The organism is Massilia glaciei (assembly GCF_003011895.2).
Classification (GTDB): Bacteria; Pseudomonadota; Gammaproteobacteria; order Burkholderiales; family Burkholderiaceae_D; genus Telluria_A; species Telluria_A glaciei.
The window spans coordinates 22,432-44,864 of record NZ_PXWF02000242.1 but is presented as its reverse complement, the minus strand read 5'-3'; the positions used below and the strand labels follow the sequence as shown (position 1 = coordinate 44,864).

18 protein-coding genes are annotated in these 22,433 nt (G+C 63.4%); 5 read left to right on the top strand and 13 right to left on the bottom strand.

What is annotated here, in order from left to right:
- Positions 1 to 242: 242 nt before the first annotated feature.
- The 5 genes from C7C56_RS28225 to C7C56_RS15815 form a co-directional block, all read right to left on the bottom strand.
- Entirely contained in the window at positions 243 to 689 is a 447-nt protein-coding gene (locus tag C7C56_RS28225; protein ID WP_146204510.1) for a hypothetical protein, read from the bottom strand.
- Complete coding sequence (locus C7C56_RS15830; RefSeq protein WP_106758340.1) at positions 676 to 5,853, bottom strand: RHS repeat-associated core domain-containing protein; 5,178 nt, start codon at positions 5,851 to 5,853, stop codon at positions 676 to 678. Before C7C56_RS15830 ends, C7C56_RS28225 begins: the two co-directional genes overlap by 14 nt.
- A gap of 6 nt (positions 5,854 to 5,859) precedes the next feature.
- Positions 5,860 to 7,200 (bottom strand): DUF2169 family type VI secretion system accessory protein, encoded by a 1,341-nt coding sequence (locus tag C7C56_RS15825; RefSeq protein WP_181373199.1) that lies wholly within the window; start codon positions 7,198 to 7,200, stop codon positions 5,860 to 5,862.
- A 74-nt stretch (positions 7,201 to 7,274) separates the two neighbouring features.
- Positions 7,275 to 9,455, bottom strand: a complete 2,181-nt coding sequence (locus C7C56_RS15820) for a type VI secretion system Vgr family protein (RefSeq protein ID WP_106758338.1) — start codon at positions 9,453 to 9,455, stop codon at positions 7,275 to 7,277.
- 276 nt (positions 9,456 to 9,731) lie between these two features.
- Positions 9,732 to 10,250 (bottom strand): CcdC protein domain-containing protein, encoded by a 519-nt coding sequence (locus tag C7C56_RS15815; RefSeq protein WP_370660213.1) that lies wholly within the window; start codon positions 10,248 to 10,250, stop codon positions 9,732 to 9,734.
- Between the two features lie 195 nt (positions 10,251 to 10,445).
- Between C7C56_RS15815 and C7C56_RS28925 the strand changes: the two genes are divergently transcribed.
- Positions 10,446 to 10,613, top strand: a complete 168-nt coding sequence (locus C7C56_RS28925) for a hypothetical protein (protein WP_181373198.1) — start codon at positions 10,446 to 10,448, stop codon at positions 10,611 to 10,613.
- Positions 10,614 to 10,745: 132 nt separating this feature from the next.
- Here the strand turns inward: C7C56_RS28925 and C7C56_RS15805 are convergent, their stop codons facing one another.
- Both C7C56_RS15805 and C7C56_RS15800 read right to left on the bottom strand, forming a co-directional pair.
- Entirely contained in the window at positions 10,746 to 15,167 is a 4,422-nt protein-coding gene (locus tag C7C56_RS15805) for a translocation/assembly module TamB domain-containing protein (RefSeq protein ID WP_106758335.1), read from the bottom strand.
- Entirely contained in the window at positions 15,167 to 16,996 is a 1,830-nt protein-coding gene (locus C7C56_RS15800) for an autotransporter assembly complex protein TamA (protein WP_307719054.1), read from the bottom strand. The genes C7C56_RS15805 and C7C56_RS15800 overlap by 1 nt, the downstream gene beginning before the upstream one ends.
- 188 nt (positions 16,997 to 17,184) lie before the next feature.
- Here C7C56_RS15800 and queC point away from each other — a divergent pair, with 188 nt between their 5' ends.
- Entirely contained in the window at positions 17,185 to 17,892 is a 708-nt protein-coding gene (gene queC, locus C7C56_RS15795; RefSeq protein ID WP_106758333.1) for a 7-cyano-7-deazaguanine synthase QueC, read from the top strand.
- A 1-nt stretch (position 17,893) separates the two neighbouring features.
- Positions 17,894 to 18,637 carry a metallophosphoesterase family protein gene (locus C7C56_RS15790; protein WP_106758332.1) on the top strand — a complete coding sequence of 248 codons (744 nt, stop codon included), beginning with the start codon at positions 17,894 to 17,896 and terminating at the stop codon, positions 18,635 to 18,637.
- Between the two features lie 138 nt (positions 18,638 to 18,775).
- Here C7C56_RS15790 and C7C56_RS15785 read toward each other — a convergent pair whose 3' ends face one another.
- Positions 18,776 to 19,147: a hypothetical protein gene (locus tag C7C56_RS15785; protein WP_106758331.1), complete on the bottom strand. Its 372-nt coding sequence runs from the start codon at positions 19,145 to 19,147 to the stop codon at positions 18,776 to 18,778.
- A gap of 198 nt (positions 19,148 to 19,345) precedes the next feature.
- Here C7C56_RS15785 and C7C56_RS15780 point away from each other — a divergent pair, with 198 nt between their 5' ends.
- Positions 19,346 to 19,603: a hypothetical protein gene (locus tag C7C56_RS15780; RefSeq protein WP_106758330.1), complete on the top strand. Its 258-nt coding sequence runs from the start codon at positions 19,346 to 19,348 to the stop codon at positions 19,601 to 19,603.
- A 76-nt stretch (positions 19,604 to 19,679) separates the two neighbouring features.
- Here the strand turns inward: C7C56_RS15780 and C7C56_RS15775 are convergent, their stop codons facing one another.
- The 5 genes from C7C56_RS15775 to C7C56_RS15760 form a co-directional block, all read right to left on the bottom strand.
- Positions 19,680 to 19,919: a hypothetical protein gene (locus C7C56_RS15775; RefSeq protein ID WP_106758329.1), complete on the bottom strand. Its 240-nt coding sequence runs from the start codon at positions 19,917 to 19,919 to the stop codon at positions 19,680 to 19,682.
- Between the two features lie 324 nt (positions 19,920 to 20,243).
- Positions 20,244 to 20,462: a HipA domain-containing protein gene (locus C7C56_RS29950; RefSeq protein ID WP_229458805.1), complete on the bottom strand. Its 219-nt coding sequence runs from the start codon at positions 20,460 to 20,462 to the stop codon at positions 20,244 to 20,246.
- Between the two features lie 192 nt (positions 20,463 to 20,654).
- Positions 20,655 to 20,750 (bottom strand): hypothetical protein, encoded by a 96-nt coding sequence (locus C7C56_RS30730; RefSeq protein WP_370660214.1) that lies wholly within the window; start codon positions 20,748 to 20,750, stop codon positions 20,655 to 20,657.
- Between the two features lie 41 nt (positions 20,751 to 20,791).
- A complete protein-coding gene (locus C7C56_RS28220; protein ID WP_146204509.1) occupies positions 20,792 to 21,022 on the bottom strand; it encodes a hypothetical protein in 231 nt (76 codons plus the stop codon).
- Between the two features lie 91 nt (positions 21,023 to 21,113).
- Positions 21,114 to 21,644 carry a helix-turn-helix domain-containing protein gene (locus C7C56_RS15760; RefSeq protein ID WP_229458804.1) on the bottom strand — a complete coding sequence of 177 codons (531 nt, stop codon included), beginning with the start codon at positions 21,642 to 21,644 and terminating at the stop codon, positions 21,114 to 21,116.
- A gap of 188 nt (positions 21,645 to 21,832) precedes the next feature.
- Here C7C56_RS15760 and C7C56_RS15755 point away from each other — a divergent pair, with 188 nt between their 5' ends.
- Positions 21,833 to 22,333: a hypothetical protein gene (locus C7C56_RS15755; protein WP_106758326.1), complete on the top strand. Its 501-nt coding sequence runs from the start codon at positions 21,833 to 21,835 to the stop codon at positions 22,331 to 22,333.
- Positions 22,334 to 22,433 lie beyond the last annotated feature (100 nt).

Below are 22,433 nucleotides of genomic sequence, written 5' to 3'. Positions count from 1 at the left end.
CCGTCCCCAAGGCAATCCACCGCGGTGGATTGGGGACAGACCCCTGTTCCTTGAAAATATTGGAGGCGTGAATGCGCGGCGCGTAACACGTCCGTTTCCGCGAAACAGGGGTCTGTCCGCTGTTTCTCTGTTTCTCGTCCCCTGTTTCTCTGTTTCCTTTTCATTATGAGCCCGGTGTCTAAAAGGCTAAAGCTTGCTTGGTGCCGTCGGCAGGCTAATTTTCGAACATCCTTCGCGATTAATTAAATGTCATACAACATTAGCATTGATATTGTCAGCATGCGAATGTCATATTGAATTGCGATTTCCCCGAATCTTGCCGTGTATTTTTTTTCAAAATTATCCTCCTTAATTAATTTCTTGTTTACTAATTCTTCTTCAATTTTAAGTGAAATTGGATGCGCCGATACTGAGCCAGAACTGTTTGGCGTAGGTCGAAACGGGAAGAATATCTTCCGAAGTTGTCTGTTTTCGAAATCCAAAATCACCGAATCAAGATCCCACCCTTCCCATTGAAAGTGGGAATCTAGTCTGGCGAATACAATTTTTTTTTGCTTGTACCACTTCCATGCCCCTAATCCATCCATATTTTTCAAATCGGAAATCTTGAAGCCTTTACATCCAATCAGCATTCCTCCCAGCAATACAGCGCCATCATCGAAGTTGATTTTTATTTTATTTGAGTCCAATTGTGGCTCCCTGAAAAAAATTTCCTTTATCATTCAACGATACAAAATACTGCTCACCGCCGCCCGATCCATACTTTCCATTACGAGTTGCCCTACCAGATCCGACGCAAATATCTGCAGTAAGTTTATACTTCCGTACTGCCGTCCTTGGAAGGAACTTCGCGTGCGGATCACTCAATGTACTTTGGACTTGCAATAGATCATGCAATTTCTTGTGGTTCCATTTGGCGGTCATGATTGTCTTTGAGTTTGTAAAATAACTTGGAACATTATTTCCTTGGAATGGTGAGTACAAAGCATAGACTGTAGTCCCTCGTTTCAACACCGTGTTCTTGTAGCGATCCACACCTGGGTAATCGCCCTTGCCCTGCCATGTACGTGCCTCTGCCGCTGGGTCCTTCCCACAACAGGGATCACATCCGCCTTTCGACCGCGCCAAACCAAGCGCATCAGTCCAAGTGGTCGGGTTAGACGCATATTGATAGCTATTAAGTCCGCCGAGTAAACCGACGGGATCCTGTGAAACGTAGCGCGCGGAATCTGGATCGTAATACCGATATCGGTTGTAATGCAGTCCGGTTTCATCATCATGGTACTGTCCCTGAAATCGCAATGGTTGATTGATCCCGCGAATATTCGAATTCGAGTCTAGATATAATGAATCGTGTGGTAGTACTCGCCCCCATATTTGATACCTAGCGCTCCAAACTAAACGTCCTGCTCCATCCAGCAGTTCACGCGGGGTTCCCAAGTGATCGCAGTTGTAATAACGAATACAGTCATCCGCAGCCACATTCTCACCTAAAGTCTTGCATGCCTCCCACGACCTTATATGTTCCCTTTCGACTTCCTCAGCCAACGCGACCGCTTCGACTTCATCGTTCCTTAAGGGGAAGCTCCAATTTGCGACTTCGCTCAAACATCGAGTTGCGCTATTAGTAGGCGCAGCGCTTCCTTCCGAATAGACGGCAGTACCTAATGGCTCTACCACCATCGACTCAATTTGGCACAGCGGTATAAAACTATCGGGCTCATACAAATACGTGATCGCTCTATGCCCTTTATATTCCTGCGCCAATACGTCCCCGTCCCAGAAAAACAGTGTTGTAGTGTTGCTGAGGGGGGCGACAGTATTATTTTCTCGGCATGCCAATTTCTCGACTGAAACTTGCTTGGCGATACGCCGACTAAATGCGTCATAACAATAACTTGTTGTGTATCGGTTTCCTGACTTGGTATGAACTGCACGTACTAACCGGTTCTCCGCGTCATAACTGAGGGCCAAATCGCGTGTTAGCGTTGGAATTTTCAGATGCTCGAAGTGCTTGTTGCTGACGTTGCCTTGCGGATCATACGTATAGTGATTGCCTTGATAATCCTTAAGCAAGTTATTGATGACTGGCGTTGTGGCGACGGTTGTTGGCGGCGATACCGGAACGTTATTGGTCAAGGTCGGACCAACGTCAAGCAGATTCCCGGCCGGATCGAAAGAAAATTTTTCAGTCAAGCCCGGCTGAACTGAGCTAAGTAGCTGCCCCAGCGCATCGTAGCTGTAACTCAGCGTGCCGTCCGTCATATTGGGCGCGGGCCAACCATGTGCAATTTCAATTAAATTGCCCACGGCGTCGTACTTAAAGTTGCGGTCGCGTAGCTCAGCCGTGTCGCAATTTCGCCGCAACGTCATTCGCGAGATACGAGATTGCGAATCGTACTTGCGCCGCGCTGACACTGTTTGTCCGACGCCAATCCGGCGCAGCGTTTCGCGATGCAATTTGTCGCGCTCAACATCGACAAGCGTTACTCCTTGCCACAGCGTCCCGTGCCAGTGCCCCGAGCCATAGCGCAACACATCCACGCGGCGGCCGTTAGGCATGATCGTCTGAATGCGGTCGCCCAGTTCGTCGTAGGCGTGAGTCATCACGAAACTCGCATCAGCATCCTTTCCACCTGCCACGCCCGTCAACAGCCCGCCCAAGTAGTACGCGCTGCGTTCCTCGATCAGCTGCCCCAACGCGTCGTAGTTAAAGCGCTGCTCCGCGTGTGGCGCCGCCACTGCGGTCAGGCGCCCGAGCGCGTCATAGGCGTATCGATGCAAGCCGTCGCCGGTTTGCTTTGCAACCAGTTGTCCAAGCATGTCACGTATCAAACTGCTGGCGCGGCCAGCGCACTCGGTCCCGACGAGTTGCCCGCCTTTGTCGTAGGCATAGTTCGTGACTTTCCCGTCAAAGCCAACCTCTGACGTGAGCCGGCCGTCCGCGTCGTAGCACAATCGGTAGCTCTCCCCGTTGCCGTTGATAAGTTCGACAAGTTGCAAAATGGGGTCGTAGCGGTATTGCAGTGTGTGGCCGAGCGCATCGATGCGTTCGATTGGCAGACCGTGTCCGTTGTAGCGATACTGGGTCTGGTTGGATGCGGCGTCGGTATGAACAAGCAAACGGCCATCGGCATCGTAGGCAAATTGTTCTCTTGCCCCATCAGCTTGAGTGACCGCCGTCAGGAGGCCGGCCCGATCATAGGCATAGCAAGTTGCCTGGTCGAGCGCGTCGACGACAGCGGTCAAGCGGCCCGCCGCATCGTAGTCATACGTAGTGCTATAGCCCGAGCAATCGAAGTAGCTGCTCAAACGTCCCGCGCGGTCATAACGGATCCGCTTGATACCCCCTTTAGCATCCTGCAACTCGATCATCCGCCCTTGCGGGTCGTAGCGGTAGCTGGTCACATGGCCGAGCGCGTCGGTGCGCTTGACTAGGTTTCCAGCGTCGTCATACTCAAACCGTGTCACGTGTCCTAGCGGGTCGGTAATGGACACTGGCTGGTTATGCGCGTCGTATTCGATTCGATTGACGTGTCCCAGCGCGTCTGTGCTGCTGGTGAGGTTGCCCGCTCCGTCATACTGATAACGTGTTGCGCGGCCAACGGCATCGATCTCCGCAAGCAGCATGCCGTCGCGATCCCAGGTGCGTTGGCCCAGCGACGCGGCGGCGCCCGCAGCTTCGATCCTGCGCACATCAACTGCCAGCCAATTGGCGTCAAAGATGTATTCGAGCACGCCGCCGTTGGCGTCGGTCACGCGGGTGGTGTCCGCATCAAGGTAGGCGATGCGCACCGCGTCGAGGCCGTCGGCGGTCTCGGTCGCCACTGCTCGCGCCTGATAACTGTTAGCCACCGTCACAGGAAAGCGTTCAATCAATTCCGTGTCGGGCAATTCGGTGCCACTCCAGCGCTCACGCAGGGCGGCAAGGCTGATCCATTCAAGCGTGTGGGCAAAGCCGGAGTAGCTTGTATAGCTGCACAGCAAATGATCTCGGTAACCGTAGGTCCTGGAATCACCGGCCAAATTGGTCTGTCGTGTCAGATTGTGGCGAACCGGCAGCTGGGCGAAAGGATCCTCCGGCGCGGGCGCACCCATCACCTCGACTTGGTATTCATAGCGCACATGGCAGATTCGCGTGCCATCGGCACGCACTTCGTCGATCTGGCCGATACGCGGCGGGACAGCGGGCGCTCTGTTGCCTGCAAACCGGCTCGGATGAACCATGCGGTCGCGCATCGCTTCGAGCACCTGGCCATCGTCACTTCGTACGCGCAGAAGAAGCTCTCCCGCCCCGGCCTGGGAAAAGCGTTCAACGCTGATGCCTCGCCCATCACGCCCGGCACTGCGCCGCAAGGTGTAGCGTTCCGCCTGCTCGGGCATGCCCGGACTGAGCATCGCATCGACGCCCTCATAACCATGCGGGAGCGCCACATCCGCAGCTGCATCGCGCGTGAACGACTCGGTACTGCCGTCGCGCCAAACCAACTTAAATTCAGACGTGCTCAATCTCGTCAACGCAAAGCCTTCCTTGCGGCTGTCGAATGTGGCGGCAACCGCCAGCGGGGGAAGTCGCAGGGCGCGTCCGCTGTCATCGATATACACAATGCCTTTGCCGGCAACGGCCAAGCTCGCTGTGTATGGTGTTGCCCAGCGTGCGCCATATAATCCCCAGTCCTCTGTTTCCGATCCGGACCGGTAACAACGCGTCCAATCGAGCGGGATTGGTCCGTCGAGGACCACGTCGGTCTGATACAGGACCTCCTCGCCGGTCCCAAAATGAACAGGGTGACGGCTCGATACTGGCTTACCGCCAGGCGCCGCATTCTTGGGGCAGCAACTGGAAGGCTTATCGGATTTTTTATCTTTCTTCTTGCTGGTTTTCCCGCCTTTTGGCTTATCCGGCGAGCGCGGCGGTGGTGGTGGTGCTGCTGCTGATGGTGCCGATTTTTTCCCCGGCGGCGCTTTCTTCTTGAACGGATTGCCGAGTTTTGGAAGCCGCCTGCGCAGCCATTCGCCAACGCCGCGGTACCTCCCCAAGGCACCGGCAGCGAGGGCTTGCCCTGCGTTCATGGCGGCCGCAATCGGGTCGGGTGTCTTTCCCGTCAAGATATAGTCGGCTGAATGGTCCATGACCGTCGCCCCGGCATCCGTGGCGGCGCCTACGGCGGTCACAACAACCCCAACCGTGCCACCCGCCGCCGCGCCCACCCCCATCGCCGCCGCCACCGGGGCCCCTACGACGGTGGAACCGACTGCCACGCCCGCTGCGGCCAGCCCACCACTGCCCAGCATCACCTTGCCACCCGCGTCCATTGCTTCGGCGCCAAATTGATGCACCGAGGGCGAGACGTTGTCCTTGTATTCCTTGGCCGCGCCCTTGACGGCTTCGCGCGCTTCCGCGCCGGCCTCGGCTGCCTTTTCGGCGATCAGCGCGCTAATCTGTTGCAACCGCGTGCGGGGCGCCATGCCGCCCCGCTCATAGATCTTGCCGATCGTGTTGCGGTTGTTCATCCAAACCTCACAGCCTTCTTGCACCGTTGCCGTGCCGTTGCCGTGATAGGTCTTGCTCGCCGTTTTGGTCTCGACCCGCTTGCCGCAGGTGCCGCTCTTGATGCCGCCGGCCGTTCCGGGCTCATCGCCTTTCACGGTCGGAATGATGCTGCGCTGATGCAAAATCACCGGCTCGCTGCGCGACTTGACGTTTGGCGATACATTCGTGGCATCGGCGAATTCGCCAACCACGGAGTAGGGAATCGGTGGGTTGGCCGGCCCCATGGGCGTCTTGCAAATATCCGGGGTCAGGCTGACGCAATAAAAGCGTTTGGATTTGGTGGCGGTCTCGTTGGCCATTATTTTTCACTCGCCCTTGCTATCATCTGCTTCAGCTTCCGACCATTGATGTCGCACCAACTCGTCCAGCCGTGCCAGTTGGTCGGCTTGCGTGATGTGCATCAGGCGCGAGGAGACATTGTTGCCGTCGGCCCGAAGAAAGCCGCGCCAGACCAGGTCGAGTCGATTTGATTCGGGGTTGACGACAACCGTGTCGAGCGAAAGCGGCATCACCGTCAATTCTTCCGCCAGGTTGACTGCCAGCACGAACACGGCTTGCTGCGGCAGTGCGAAACGCAGCACCGTATTGCCACTTTGGTTCTTTCGCGCCGATGGGCTGTCTGGACTGCAAAGGTTCACCAACGAAAACCTTTCCCCGCCGGCCAGGTAGGCGCACTGCTGGTCGCGCGGCGCGCAGTTCCAATAGCCAAAGTCAAAATCGACGGGCAAACGGGGAACTTCATCCGCTTCCCAGTCCTTCTTTTCTTCGATCTTCCCGATCAATGCGCGGCGTGGTTGCCACGCGCGGCCAATCACGCCAAAGCCGGACGGCTCCTCCAATTTTCCGCCGCGCGCGCCCTTGGAAAAGGATTTTGCATTGCACAGCTGGAAAGCTGCCCCGACTTGCGGCGCGGGAAGCCGCGACTTCCCCGCCGCCTTGAGGTACCACTTGCGCGTAAATCCCTTGCCGAGCGGGTTGGTCTCGCAGGCTTCGTGGGCGATGGCACAGGGTTCAGCGGGAGTTGCGGGGCCAATGCGGTGCTTGGCTGGCACGCGCTTACTGGCGCGATCATCGCTGTCGATTCGGCACTCGCCACCGAGCGCGAGTTCATAGCGAACCGGCACACTTGTCATTGGCGCCGCGGCCGACAAGCGCCAGGGATTTGGCCGCAAAAGGCCAAGGGTGCCGATTTTGACGGGCCAATGCAATAGCCGTGTGACAGCCGTCTTCCTCACGAACCAACGTTCGCCGCAGACCATCAGGGTCTTGTCGATGATCGCTGGCGGTGCCGGCTCGCCTGCCAGGCTCGGCATGACGGCAAGTCGCACCAGGAGCTCCTTCGCCGGCTTCTTGTCGGGCACATGCGCGACTGCGTTGACGATCACGTCGCAGCGCGGCTTATACGGGGCAAAGTCACTTTCCTCAAGCACACTTGCAGATGGATCGTCGCCGTGGTGGCGGTCTTGGGTGTTGAGTTCGGCGGGCGTGTCGAGCACCTTGAGCGTTGCCCATCCGTCCTGGTCGCATGGCCCGATCGTGTAGCCGATCTTTGCCACGAACACATGGAAGGCTCCGTCGTGCTGGTCGACGGTATCAAACTGCGCCGCCGAGAACGGCGTCCTGTTATCGAAAAGCAGGTTCGGCACGGCAAACTCTGGGGCGCCCGTATCCTTCCCAGGCGGCGTTGCCGGCACCGCGGCTGTAGCAGACTGTGCCATTGTCATCCCGGGTTGTGGTCGATGTCGTCGCCGTGGACTTCGACCTTCTTGCGCCCCTCGATCATGATTTCGTCGGCCACAAGGGATATGCGCGTTGCCGTCATCGTTATCACGGAACTGCCGACGACGAATTTGATCTCGTTACCGGCCTGGAGCAGGCTTTCCATGCCGACGATGACCGTCTTCGACATGCCGACCTCCTCGGCCTGCGTCAGCGCGACGGTCGTGTTCATGAGGCCGCCCACCGTGGTCTGATAGGCCGCGCCGATCGACAGTGCCTTGGCCAACAGAATGGTCTCGCTCTTGTAGCCGTCGATACTGACTTTTTCGTTCCCGCCTACATGCTCGCCGCGGTCGCCGCCGATGTCGATGTCCTCGTTGTGGTCGACCCGTTCGGTGCGGTTGTTGCCAACGTTGATTTTTTCGTCGTGCCCGACCGTTTCGGTGCGGTCTCGCTTGACGTTGGTGGTCTCGTCGCGGTCGATGTTTTTGCGGCGGTCGTTGCCAACCCACTTGTCCTCGTCGTGCTCGACTTCGGTTAGTTGGTCCTTCTCGGCGTGCAACCACAGTTGTTCATGGTCCTTCTTGTCTTCGAAGCGCAGGGCGTTGGCGTGCGAGCCGTCGCCTTTCTTCGTCGAGCGGGTCAAAATGCCGCTTTGCGTGCTGTTGACCGGCAATTGCCAGGGCGGCATATTGTGATGGTTGTAGACGCTGCCGATGATGATTGGGTGGTCGACATTGCCATTTAGGAAAACGATCGCGACCTCCTGGCCAACACGTGGCAAGCTGATGTGACCGAAGTTGCTGCCAGCCCAGCTCGACATAACCCGTAGGAAGGGAGAACTGGCGTCGTCGAACTTCCCCAGGCGGTCCCAGTGAAATTGCACTTTCACCCGGCCGTAATTGTCGGTGTGGATTTCCGAGTCGGGAGGTCCCACCACCGTCGCCGTTTGCATGCCCGATACCAGGCAAGGGACGCTGTTGAATCCCCGCCCGGGACGCCAGCGAATACTCTGGCGTATGCAAGTGAAAACGTTATCGTAGTGCGAGGGGGCGGCGCGGCCCGCGTGGTAGTTGTTGCTGGCGGTGTGCAATACCGACAAAATCAGGTACGCGCGTTTGTGTATCGGTACCGCGCCAATTTCGCCGCGCGGCCGTTGCCCTGGCTCGGCGCTGAAGTGTCCACCGAGCTTGAAGGCGCGCCCGGCTTGGGCCCAGCGGCTGTCCCCTTCGGCCACAAAATATTGGACACGCCCTTCGTGCTCATCCATACGGCATTCGGCCAGCGCCAATCCTTCTCTATAAGTCTTGAAACCATCCGCGCCGGCATTCTCGTAACGCTCGTAAAGCCAGACTTTTCCCTGCGTGTTCGTCATGCCGGCGGAGGCGAATTGCGGGCGCGGATTTTTGTAGTCGAAGCTGGTCAGTGTCGTCTTGCCGGAGCCCAGCTCGCGCACTGCCTGCCAGGAATGGATCGCGTCGTCCTCAACCGAGCCGGATTTGCTTTTGAACGGAATCTGGGCCGGGTTAATTTTTTTCGATCCCGCATCGATGGAAGCCGACCGGGTGCTGTCATCGCCGATCCACAGGGTATGGCCATCGGCGCGGTGCTCGTACCAAGTGTATAGACCCAATTCTTCCCAACGCCGATGCAAGTGGTTGTGGTCGGACTCGTTGTACTGGTTGGCACAGACGATAGGCGGATCCTTGTGTAGGAGACGCGTATTCCAGTCGCGGTCGTGGTAATGGTCAAATGTGGCTTCCGTAATCCCGATCACGTTTTTATGGAGGAAGGACATGCTGTTTACGCGCAGGGTGGTGAAGGCAAGCCAGGGCCGCAACACCATGCCGTAATAGACAAAGCCGCCATCGGCCTTGATCATGCGGAATTCAAACACATAGCCGTTGAAGTGGCGAAGGCTGCCGTCCTCGCGCACCAGCGAGATCGTCACCATCTTGCCCATGACTTGCTTGAGCGGGATATTGGCCTTGTCGGATAAAAGCTCGACGTCGAATTGAAAGTCGCGTGACACCTCCTCGCGCGCCACGAGTTTATTGACCAGGATGACGGTATCGGCGGGGCCATCCCTGCGGGGGAAGTCGATTGTGAGCAGGCGATGGTGCTGCGGGTCATCGCGCAGCTTGAGCAAGGCGGCAGCTGCGCCGTACAAGGCATTGGCCATCTAATAGTCTCCATTCGACATGGTTCGACGCCGCAAACGCGACTTTGCGCGCTGCGGGTGAGGATGCGAGGAGGAAACTTTATCGGCTGGGGATGCCGTAGATATTGATGTTGGACAAACTATTGCCTAAGAAACCACAATGGCAATTGATGCATTGTAAGTTTCAAAGCCGTCGTCCCGACCGGCTCTTTGTCTGCGAATTTTCTGGATGAGGCCAATCTCACCGCCCGCTTGATCTTCGAATCGGCCGCGATCACAGCTTCGAATCGGCCGCGATCACTGCTTCGGCGCGGCCGCGTCCTCGGCTTTTTTGAGGGCGCGGCGCCAGCGCAGCAGGCCGGCCGACATGGTCGCGAAGTACCCCGCCACCACACCGAGGCCAAGCATGGTGAACGGGCTGTCCGTGAACGCCATGCGCGGCGTGGCCGAGTTCTGGTTGGCGTACAGATCGACGCCGACGTACAGCAGGCGCGCGATGAACAGCATCGCGATGAAAATCCCCAGCCGCGCGTTGGGCGTGAAGAAGTAGCCCTCGCCCGTGGTCTCGTAGCGCGTCAGGCGCAGCCCCCAGATGCCGTAGCCGATGCCCGCCGCCACACCGAGCGCGAGCCACAGCAGCGACATCGGTTTGCCCAGTAATTCGGTGGCCGGCACCAGCGCCATCGCCGTGAACAAGCCAAGTCCGGTCCAATGCTTCTGCATGATCGAGCGCTGGCGCGCCATCGCCAATTTCAGGCGCGAGTAGATGCGCCAAATGAGCAGGGGGGCCAGCACGAGCAGTGCGATTGTCGTCAAATCCATTGTTTGTGTATGTCTAAAAATGTGCGCGCCGCGCTGGGCGGGAACGCAAGGTGGGCCGAGCCGACATTGTAATCGACGCGCGCCCGCCCGCAGGAGGCCAGCCGGGACGCTCTGGCGAACGGCTCCGGCGCCGCGCCCATGGTAATGTCAAGCTGATGTATTTTTCCCATTACCAGGAGCGAGACCGCCATGAACCCAGCAGCAATCGACGCCCACCGCGCGCCCGATCCAGCGCCGATCGAGGATCCCTCGCCGACGCCGTTCGACAACCCCCATCCGCACCATCCGCCGGTGCACACGCCGCAGAACGAAGACCCGGTGCCCGATCCCAAGCCCAGCGTGGGCAACTTCATTTAGGCTTGTGCCTCGGTTGAAAATTGCTGGGTGGCGCGTAACTGCTTACTCAGCATGGGTTCCCTCTTTCGAGGGAATGACGGGGAGGGGGCGAGGGAATGACAGTTCTTCCACGCCCCCCGCCTATGCGGTCGCCTAGTCGAAGTTCCACGAGTACAGCAGGTCGAGCGCGGTGTTGGCGCCGGTCTGGAACTGCAGCGTCAGGCGCGGGTTGAGCTTGTAGCGCAGCCGCACCATGCTCGAGGCCGTCGTCGCGCCCTGCTCGAAACTGAGGTAGGCCCGTTGCGAGATGCGCTTGCCGACCGTGACCACCGTGCTCTCGAGCCCGGCCGCCTGCGACAGGCCCAGCTCGTCCACCCCCAGCGAGTTGGCAAGGCGCGACTGGAAGCCGCCGCCCGAGCCGCCCAGCAGGGCCCCGGCCGCCGCGCTCAGCACGCTCGCCTCGTTGCCCGAGACGCCCTCGATGCCGTGCCCCAGCACCAGCCACGACAGTTTTTCGCTGTCGGGCACCGACGGCGTCGACACCAGCTTGGCCGACGGCGCCATCGCCGTGCCGCGCACCTCGACCCCGGCCTCGACATTGGTCTCGGACAGCTGTTCACCCTCCGGTTGCTTGCGCATGGCGCGGATGTTGAGCCCCGGATTGTCGTACGCGCCCGTGAAATTGAGCACCCCGCGTTCGATCGCCAGCTTTTGCCCGTAGGCGGCGTAGGTGCCCTCGTCGACCCGGATGCTGCCGGTCACGCGCGGCGGCCGGTTGCCGGTGGCGCGCACGTTGACGGTGCCGGCCAGCATGGCGTCGATCCCCATCCCGCGCAGCTTGAAGAACTCGCCCAGGTTGGCCTCGAGGTCGATGTTGAGCGGCAGCGACGGCGCGCCCTTGGCCGCGCTGCCCGGACGCGCGCGCCCGAGCACGATGACGTCGTCGGACATGGTCGGGCGGCCCAGAGGCGCCAGTTCGATCAGCGCGCGGTCGGCCCGGAATTTGCCGGCCAGCAAAAACCGCTTGGCGTCGCGCGTGAGCGTGCTCTGGCCCGACACCACCAGCGTGCGGTCGGGCCGCGACAGGATCTCGAGCTTGTCGGCGACCAGCTTGAGATCGACCGTGACGTCGGCGCGCTCGAAGCGCATGTTGCCGCTGGCCACCGCCGTGCCCTGGTTGCCCTCGAAGCTGAGGCGCTCGAGCAGCACCCGGTCGTCCACCAGCTTGGCGCGCAGCTGGCCGTTGCGCAGCTTGACGCCCTGTTCGGCCCAGCGCAGGGCGAGCTTGTCGCCGTCCACGGTGCCGTTGAACAAAGGGGCGCCGAGGGTGCCGGCGCCGCTCAGGTCGAGCTTGAGCTGGCCGTCGAGTTCGAGCGCGGGCTGGCCCGCGAGCGGCGCCAGCCAGGCGATCGAGCCCATGTCGGCGCTCGCGCGCAGCCTGAGCGCGCTGGCGTTGTCGAGCCGGCCGGCCACCAGTTGCACGGTGGCGTCGGCGCTGGCCTTGCCGGCGCGCGTGCCGTCGATGCCGAGCCGGACCCGCAGGGCGCCGTTGGCGATGTCGGCGCGCAGGTCGAACAGGCTCAGGCCGAGCGCCACCGGGGCCTCGGCGCCGGCGATCAGGTCGCCCTTTTCGCGGAACACGTGCAGCATGCCGTTGAGCGCGGGCGCGGCCGCGGCCGCCCCGGGCGCGGGCGTTTGCATGTCGAGCGCCCATTGCGCGCCCAGTGTCAGGTCGCCGCGCATGTTCTCGCGCATGTCGGGCGAGAACTGGGCCAGGTAGTTCAGCGGCACGCCGGAGGCGGTCCCCTTGCTGGTCCAGCGCGGGCCGTTCTTGTCGAGCGACTGCACGCTGATGCTGCCGTTGGGCAGGCGGAACACGGCGTTTTGCATCTCGACGCGGGTCGGGCGCAGCAGGCCCCGCGGGCCGGCGCCGGGCGCCGTGCCGACGCGCAGCGGCACCGGGCCCTGCAGCGTGAACGCGTACAGGCCCTTGTTTTGCAGCGCGCCGACGGTGCCGCTCCAGGTGCCGGCGTTCCAGCCGCCGGCCACCTCGCCGCTGGCGTCGAAGGCGTCGCCGGTGGCGGCCAGGCGCAGCGTGTGGGCGCCGCGCGTGCCGCCGGTCACCAGGCGCGCCGAGGCGATGCGGCGCGCGCCGTTGGCGTAGCCGGTGAGCGCGATGTCGCTCACCAGCGGGTCGGCGGCGCCGCGTCCGCTGCCGACGTTGGCGCTGGCGCGCACCGACTTGACCTGGTGCAGGCCGAAGCGCAGGTTCTGGCCCTCGAGCGCGGCGCTCACCGCCGGCGCCTGCATGGTGCCAAACAGCGTGCCGGCGCCGCGCAGCGCGCCGCCGAAATCGGGGCCGAGCGCGGCAAGCTGGGTGGCGTCGATGCGCCAGGCGAGGGTGTCGCCCGGGCCGCCGAAGCTGCCCTTGGCGGTGGCCACGTTCGGGCCCACGTGCAGGTCTATGTCGGCGTTGGAGACGCGCCTGGCGTCGGCCACCAGCGCGGCGTGGCCCCACAGCGGCGCGTTCGACAGGGTCGACGGGGCCAGCGCCACCTTGAGCGCGGCGCGCCAGGCCGGTCCGAGCCGCCCGCTCGCGTCGAAGCTGCCGTTGATGCTGCCGGGCAGGGCGAAGCCGAACGCGGCCGGGTTGAAGCGCTCGGCCTTGCCGGCCGCCTTGAGGTTGACGACCTTGTCGGCCAGCCACGCCTCGCCGCTCGCGCGCAGGGCGCCGTTGTTGGCCGCGCGCGCGGCCGGGGTCCAGCCGACCCCGTTGGCGTCGACCACGAAGGTGGTGCGCGGCGCGGCCATGGTGCCGGTGACGACGCCGTTGGCCACCAGCTCGCCATACAGGTCGCTGCGCGCGAGCGCGAGCTGCCTGCCTTCGGCGCGCCAGGTCAGGCGCTCGCCGGGGGCGCCGAAGCCGCCGGCCAGCGCCAGCGTGTTCTTGCCCAGCGCGAGCTTGGCGGCCACGCCGCTGATGTGCTTGGCGTCGGCCTTGAACTTGCCTTTGCCGGACAGCGGCTGGTCGAACAGGCGGCTCGGGCGCAGCGCGAAATCGGCGGCCAGCTGCCACGCCGGCGACAGCACGCCTTTGGCGTTGAGGTCGGCGTTGATGTCGGCCTTGGGATAGTCGCCGAACGCGGCCGGGTTGAAATTGGCCGCGTTGGCCTTGAGCTCGAACGGCTGGCGCTCGGCCAGGGTGGCGCCGCCGGACAGGCGCACGTTGCTGGAGCCCGAGCCGATGCGCGCCTGGCGCAGGGTCAGGCGCGTGCCCTCGAGGACGGCCTCGGCGTCGAGCCGCAGCGCGCCGTCGGCCAGTTGCGCGACCAGGGTCTGGACCCCGCCCGCGCTGGCGAGCTTGATGTCGCCGGCGATCGCGGTTTTCTTCATGCGCCCGTGCAGGCCGCGCAGGTCGAGCCGCTCGGTGCGCAGCACGAAGTTGGTCGACGCGTCGCGGTTGACGCCGCCGCTGCCGGTGAACTTGCCGGCCGCGCCGAGGTCGACCAGCACGTCGCCGATGCGCAGCGCCGCCAGCGTGCCGCCGATCTCGCCGTGCAGCGCGCGCAGGGGCAGGCGGTTCTGATCGAGCGTGCCGGCCGGGCCCTTGTTGACGAGGTCGATCTTGCCGGCCACGTTGCGCTTGGCGTCGATTTGCGCCGACAGCGCCAGGTCGAGCTTTGCCGCCGGCAGCGCCGCGTGCAGGGTCGACGGGTCGATGCCGGTGCCGTCGATGGTCAGCGCACGCACGACCAGCGGCTCGAACGGGGCCAGCGTGAAGGCGCCGACCGCCTTGCCCGAGCCCGACAGGGCGGTGGCGTTGACGATCGTCTTGACCAGGTCGCCGCCGAAGCGCGCCTCGAGCGTGCCCGTCTTTTGGCCCGCCGCGTGCATGAACTGGGTCATGCTGGCGCTGCCGCTGAGCTTGAACGGGCGCGCGGCTCCGACCTTGGCGCTGGCCGCGGCGATGCCCCACGGCGTCACCGCGCTGAGCTGGCGCAGCTCCCAGGCGCGCTGGTCGCCGGCGAGCTTGAAGCGCAGGTCGCCAATGACGGTCGCGGCCGAGCCGGGCGCGGCGCTCGTGAAGGTGATCTTCTGCGCGCGCCCGTCGTTGATGGCGAGCACGAACGGGGCCGCCAGCGTGGCCGGCAGCTTGGCCTGGTCGCCCTCGCGCAGCGCGTGCACCTTGACGCTGACGGCGTACAGCTTGCTGATCGCGATGCCCTGCTTGAGGTACTGCCAGGGCGACCATTCGATGTCGATGTTGTCGACCGTGATCACGCGCTCGGGGCTGCGGTAGACCATGCGGTCGATGTGCATGGCGTCGTACAGCGAGCCGGTGATGCCGCTGATGGCGATCTGGCCGCCGCTGACGTCGGCCACCTTTTGGGCCAGCACCTGGAGCGTGGTTTCGCGCCCGAGGTACCAGTAGGCGCCGGCCAGCACCACGCCGAGCGCGGCGACGCCGTAGGCGAGCCGGCGCGGCCAGCGCCGCGTCCGCGCGGGCGCGGGGGCGGGGTCGTGCGGGGCGGCGTCGTGCCGGGCGGCGCCAAGCGGGGTGGTGTCGATGCTCATCAGAAGGTGAATCCAAGCGAGAAGTGCAGACGGAATTTTTTGGTCGCCTGCCCGTAGGCGGCGTCGATGTTGATCGGTCCCACCGGGCTGCGCCAGCGCGCGCCCACGCCGTAGCCGATCTCGGGTTTGAGGTCGCCCAGCTTGTCGGCGGCGTTGCCGGCGTCGAGGAACAGCGCCGCGCCCCAGGCGGGCTTGAACCAGTGGTTGTATTCGACGCCGCCGGTGAGCAGGTAGCGCCCGCCGACGATGGCGTCGCCCTCGCGCACGCCGAGCTCCTGGAAGCCGTAGCCGCGCACCGACTGGTCGCCGCCGGCGCGGAACAGGAAGGTGCCCGGCACCCCGGCCTTTTGTTTGGAGCCGAGCGCGCCGGCCTCGCCCCGGACGATCAGGCCGCCGGACGGGCCGAGCGGGCGGTAGTAGATGCCGCGCGCGCTCGCGCGCACGAAGCGCTCGTCGGTCAGGACCGGCAGCAGGGCGCCGCCCAGCTGCGCGTTGATCACGTAGCCCTTGGTCGGCAGCAGCAGGTTGTCGAGCGCGCGCCGGGTGATGCTGTAGGTGAGCGGCATGCTGCGGCTGCGGCTGGTGCGCAGGCCGGCCACGTCGCGCTGCTCGGTCAGCAGCTCGAGCGTGAGGCTGCGCTCGAGCAGCGGGCCGCCCCAGGCGCGCCGCGCGGCCACGCTGAACACGTTGGCGACCTCGCCCGCCAGGTCGGTGCGCTCGTAACCGACGCCGACGCTGTCGTTGTAGCCCTTGACCGTGGTCGGCCAATAGAAGTCGCCGCGCACCGCCTGGCGCTTGGTTTCGATCAGGACGTTGCTTTTCATGCGCAGGCCGAACACGTTGAGGTCGTCATACGAGACCTGGGCGCGCCCGCCCGTGTTGCTCGACAAACCGAGGCCGATGTCGGCGTGCTTGGCCTTGTTTTCGGTCACCCGCACCAGCACCGGCAGCACCAGCGGGCCGGCTTGCGCGGCCGGCGCCGGCTTGGGCGCGGGCGCCGGGGCCGCGCCGGGGGCCGGGCCGGCATCGGCGCCGGGGTCGGCGTCCGGGTCTGCATTCGCATCGGGGGCGGCGTCGGGGGCCGCGTCGAGGTCCGCGCCCAGCAGGTCCGACATGTCGACGCTGACTTCGACGCCGCTGAAGTAGCCGGTGTCCTGGATGCGCGACTGGAACGCCTGCAGCGCCGCCTCGCTGTACTCCTGGCCGGGTTTGATCTGGTTGAGGTTGGTGACGATGCTCAGCGGGTAGCGCCGCAGGCCCTCGACCCGCAGCCCGCCGAACTTGGCATCGGGGCCGCTGTCGATTTCGACCCGCAGCAGCGCGCGCCGCGTGTCGGGGTCGACCGTGGCGCTCGAGGCGACCAGCCGCGCGCGCGGATAGCGCGATTGCATCACCTGGCGCAGCAGGTTGCGTTTGGCCTGCTCCCAGTCGGCCTGGCGGAAGACGGCGCCGACCGGCATGCTCCAGCGCTGGCGCAGCGCTGCGGCGTCGAACGCGGTGGCGTCGGGCGCGCCCGGGGCGAAACCGTTGAGAATGAGTTCGATGTCGCCGACCAGCACCGGCGGCCCGGGCTCGACCAGCACGCGCGCGACCGGCTCGCCGCCGCTGGTGTCGAGGCCCGCGGTGATCTTGGGCGAATAGTAGCCCTCGGTGGCGACCAGGGTGCGCGCCTGCTCGGGCGCGGCCTTGACCAGCCGTTGCAGCTGGTCGAGGTCGAGGCGCGGATTGCCGCGCCAGCGCACCAGGTCGAGATTTGTTTCGAGGAGTTTTTCGAGCGGTCGCGGGGCGTCGACCTCGACGGTGTAGGGCACGCCTTGTGCGATCGCCACGGATGTTGTCGTAGTGACAAACACGGTCAGCCCGATTTGTGCCAAAATTCGTGGCCGCCTGCGCGGTGTCGCTGATCTGTTGTCGGGTCGTGCGGGAAACATGTCGCTCCATTGGTCAATAACGCATCCCATCTTACCGGAATGGCGCTAACGGTGGCGTGCGCTTAACACGACTCGGGAAACAAGCCATGCAGCAAGCCGACACCGCGCTCGTACTTTTCAGCGGCGGACAAGACTCCACGACCTGCGTCGCCTGGGCGCTCGAGCGCTTCGCGCGCGTCGAGACGGTCGGATTCGACTACGGCCAGCGGCACGCGGTCGAACTGGCGGTGCGCCCGCGCCTGCTGGCCGGCCTGCGCGCGCTCTCGCCCGAATGGGACGCGCGCCTCGGCGCCGACCACCTGCTCGACCTGTCCCTGATCGGCAGCATCTCCGACACCGCGCTCACCAGCGAGGTGGCCATCAGCATGCAGGAGAACGGCCTGCCGAACACCTTCGTCCCCGGCCGCAACCTCATGTTCCTGACGGTGGCGGCCACGCTGGCCTACCGGCGCGGCCTGGGCGTGCTCGTCGGCGGCATGTGCGAGACCGATTTCTCGGGCTACCCCGACTGCCGCGACGACACCATCAAGGCGCTGCAGGTGGCGCTCAACCTGGGCATGGCGAGCCGCTTCCGGCTCGAGACCCCGCTCATGTGGCTGACCAAAAAGCAGACCTGGCAGCTGGCGCACGCGGCCGGCGGCGCGCCGCTCGTCGAGCTGATCCGCGCCGACACCCACACCTGCTACCTCGGCGAGCGCGGCACGCTGCACGCGTGGGGCCATGGCTGCGGCACCTGCCCGGCGTGCGAGCTGCGCGCGCGCGGGCACGCCGAATACCTCGCGGAAGGCGCCTGAGATGCGGCTCGCCCTGCTCACCGACCTGCACGCCAACCGCGAGGCGTTCACCTCGTGCCTGGCGCACGCGCACGCCCAGAACGCCGACCAGTTCGCGTTCACGGGCGACTTCGTCGGCTACGGCGCCGATCCGGCGTGGGTGGTCGACACCGTCATGCAGTACGTCTCGCACGGCGCCATCGCGGTGCAGGGCAACCACGACTATTCGGTCACGCGCAGCACGCGCCCGCAGATGCACGCCGAGGCGCGCGAGGTGATCGACTGGACCCGGCGCCAGCTCAACGCCGAGCAGATAGCCTTTTTGGGCAACCTGCCGCTCACGGCCGAACTCGACGACCTGGCCTTCGTGCACGCGAGCGCGTTCGAGCCGGTGTCTTGGGAGTACGTGACCGGGCTCGAGGAGGCCGAGCGCAGCATCCAGGCCAGCGGCAAGCGCATGGTGTTTTCGGGCCATGTGCACGCGCCGGCGCTGTACCGGCTGGCCGACGACGGCCGCATGGGCAGCCACACGCCGGTGCACGGGGTGCCGGTGCCGATCCGGGCCCAGCACCAGTATCTGGTGATCCCGGGCGCGGTCGGGCAGCCGCGCGACGGCAATTGCGCTGCCTGCTACGCGCTGTACGACACCGAAACCAGCCTGCTGACCTACTACCGGATCCCGTACGACCACGGCGCGGCCGCGCGCCGCGTGATCGCGGCCGGTTTGCCGATCGTGTTCGCGATGCGCCTGATCGAAGGCATATGATCGAAGGCATATGATCGAAGGCGTCGATCCCGCCCGCGTCCGCGCGGACGCAAAAAAAAGCCGATTCGCGTGAATCGGCTTTTTCGATTGCGGGCCGCGTTTTTTACCGGCCCTTTTTGCCGCCCGGCGGCGCCCGGCTTAGCTGACCGTGGCCGGCGCGGCCGGCGCCGGCTTGCGGCGGAAGATCAGCCAGACGATGGCCAGCGGGATCAGGATCGGCAGCAGCAGGGGCGAGGCGCACACCGCCACCAGCAGCGCCGCGAGCACCAGGCCGACCACCAGCAACACGCCCAGGCCGGCGAACAGCACCGCCAGCAACACCCCCACGAGCGCCAGCACGACCACGCCGATGACCGCCCCGACCACCGCCGCCAGGGAGCCGAACACTAAGCCGAACGGGCCTTCGAACTCGTCGCCGTCGATGTTGATCGACATGGCGCCGTCGAAGTACAGTTCCCACGCCAGCGCCAGGCCAATGAACAGGATTACGGCGGGAAGGAGCTTTTTCATGGTGGGGCCTCGTCTAAGTGTTGTTGGAATGATTGAACTGTAGACGTGGGCGGGGGCGGGGGCCAGCGGCGTGCGACAGAATGCGTTTTTTGCGGGCCAGAAGGCAGCGTGGGTTCGCCGGCGGGGGGGCGGTTTTCCTTGAATTAAAAATCTCGCGACCTATACTGACTGCCTGCCCCAACCGCAGGGAGAACCACCATGCAAGCACACCGCACCACGGAGCGGCACCGGATCGGCCGCATGCCGGCCTGGGCCGAGCGCCAGTTGCGCGCGCTGGCGGCCGGCTCGGGTCCGAAGGGCCCGCCGTCGGCGCCGCCGACCATTCCGCCGATAATCATCACCCCGTTCAGCTACCAGACCCCAGCGCCGGCGATCGACCCGCGCATCACCCCGCCCGGGCCGCCGCTCGAGCCGCCGGGACGGCCCGGCATGCGCTTGTGCGCGCTCGCCGCGTGAAGCCAGGCCCGCCTTGCGCGGGCCTTTTCAATCCCCGGGGTTTTTCGACCAGTCGCGTGCTCTCTGGAGGGGATTGCTACTTCTTGGTGGCTTGGCGGCGAAATTCCTCGGAGTCGGCAATCGTGATATTTTCCTTCGCCTTGCCCGACTTCGGGCGCTCGACGCGAACGCCGTTCTTGTATTCGGGGGCGGCTTGCTTCGATATCAGCGCCCGGCTCGGATCCGGGGCGGCGCAGCCGGACAGGGCGGAGCTAGCGACGAGCGCGGCGCATGCCGCCAGCCGCAAAAATAATCTTGTCATGGTCACGTCTTTCAAATGGATTGGAATCACTGGGATTGGAATCACTGTCGCGCCGGCCGCCTTGGCTGGCAGGAAATCAGTCTAAGGCCTTTGCCAAACTTCTGTAAATCAAACTTTGCAAGAAACTGGACAGCCCCAACGAGTCAAAATTTTTCCTCCGGCAGTTCGGAGACGAACCGCCTCGCCTCGCTACGCATGCCCTCCGAAATCGTGTCCCATGTGTAAGCCGGAAAGTCGGCCGGCAATTGGCGTTGTACCTTCGCAAGTACCTGATCGACACTTTCCACCAATGCCAACATCGCTGCCCAAGCTTTGGGGCCGCCATGCTTGAGGGCAAGTTCACGCCAATGTCGCGCATGAATCTCTTTGAAAAGGTAGTGCGCATTTTTTTGAGCGCAACGCCATGGCGAGTCCGGCCCTGTGCCGGTTGAGTTGCCTGGGCCCGCAGCCGATGTAGGGCCAGGCAGACAGGATGTCGTAGAGCGGGGTCATTTCGTAGACGTCCCCGCGCAGCAGGAAAATAGAGAAATTTTTCGCGTGGCCATCCGGTGCTGCCAGTAGGAAAAATGCAAGCTGTGTCAGGAGAAAAAAATCGAATCGTTGGCATCGTCACTGCCCCGCAGAAGTTGTAGGCAGCCGCGCATGCCGGGGCCTCCATGCTGCGTGTATTTCTTGTCTGGAGGGTAGCCCAGCGCTTGGCAAAAATCTTCCTGGGGCAGGCGTGCAATCCAACTGTTCCCGCCATGCCAATCAAGGTAGCGATAGTGAAAGCGAGCGCCTTCGATCTGATTCGATCCAACTCCGTGTGTAACGAAAAGTGTGGGAATTGCGGTCGACCGACCACATTCCGACATATTCGCCGTTCATCCAGGCATTCAAGGCCTGACTCACCAGGCTCCCTTTTTTAAACGGGGCGAAAGCGGTCGGTGAATTCTGTCGTAGTCACTGAGCGCGTCGGCAGCTTGTCGAATCTTGTCGATCCCACCTAAGGCTTCAATCTCCTTGCGGAGTTTTTCCGCAGGAAGCCCTGCCTCGATGGTCCGACGAAGTTGCTCAATGCCACCTAGGAGCCTGTCGGACTTAGGATCGTCGGCTGCAAAAAGTGCTGGACGGTCCATATTTCGCCGCTTTCTCGGCCAATAGCTCGCTATTGGCACTGCGAAATCGTCAAAATCTCTCCTCGTCCAGCACTTTTCTCGCTTCGACTCCCTAAGTCCGACAGGCTCCTAGCGCCGCGATGTCTCTGAGCAGCCTTTCCGTACTGGTGGTGGTCTCGGGGATGCGACGCATCTCATCGATCGTGTGCGATTGATCCTGTCCGCTGGCCGCGGCATTCAAACGAGATGGGTTTTCGATACCAGTGTTTCCAGCGCTCGCCTGCGAGACGCTCCCAACAACGGCCTTGGGCGCTGGCTTTCGGATTCTCTTCGCAGAAGGAGTGGCTTGCGCTTCCTTGCGGTCATTGCCAGCGGGCGCCACCTCATCTTCGCTAAGAAGAATCGTGGTGTCGAGAGTTGAAAGGATCTGCATCATCTGCTCGAATCGCACCAGTCCCGGATTCGCCTCGATTTCGGCAATGCGCGCCTGGCTTACCCCTATGATCGCTCCCAACTGCGCCTGCGTGAGGCCGCGTTTGGTCCGAAGCGCGCGTAGATGCTGGCGCAACTGAGCGGTGAAGCGGAGGGGATATTGGTTCGTCGCCATTGCGCCAGTAAATAAGCTTTGTAATATATTATCCAAGTATAGGCCCCGGCCTGTTTTTTAGGTCCTGGGATATAAATGGAAGGTATGGGCTTCGGCGGCGCCGCCCGGGCCTGGGGCGTCAACCGGGGCGGTAGCGGCCGGGCGCCGCTCCTGCGCGCCGCTTTTCTCATCGGTTGGCTAGAATCGACTATCATTCCCCCTCTTACATTTTTGAGTTGGCCGCAATGAGCGAGAGCGCAACAGAATTCGACGACGACGCCGCCTCCGGGCTGGTGCAGGAGCCACGCCTGTGGCAGGGCAATGGCTGGACCGCCCGCGTGATCAAAAACGAGGACGACGAGGGCTGGGCCGTGGCCATGATCCGCGACGGCGAGCCCGAGCCGGCCCTGGTCGGCCCCTGGACCATGGGGCGCGACAAAAAAAATCCCAAGCCGCTCGACACCAACGCCTTCCACACGCTCGTCAAGACCGCCGCCGAGGTGATCCGCCGCCACGAGCAGCAACTGCATGCGATCCTGCACAAGAGCACCGTGGTCACGCACGAGGGCGCCGACATCAAGGTCACGCTCGACATCGTGCCCGACGACGACCATCCTTACGCGCAGTTGACCGCGCAGGACGCCGACGGCGAGCGCATCGCCCAGGTGCGTGTCGCGGCCAGCTTCAAGCTGTCGCCGGCGAGCGCCGCCGCCTGGATCGAAAACGGCTTCCACACGCCCTCCTGAGGCGCCCGCAACAACGCGCGTAAAACGCGCCCAAAAGCGCCATGATCGGCTCGTCCGCCCATGGCGCCCCATGTTAATATTTCCCATACGTATTGAACGA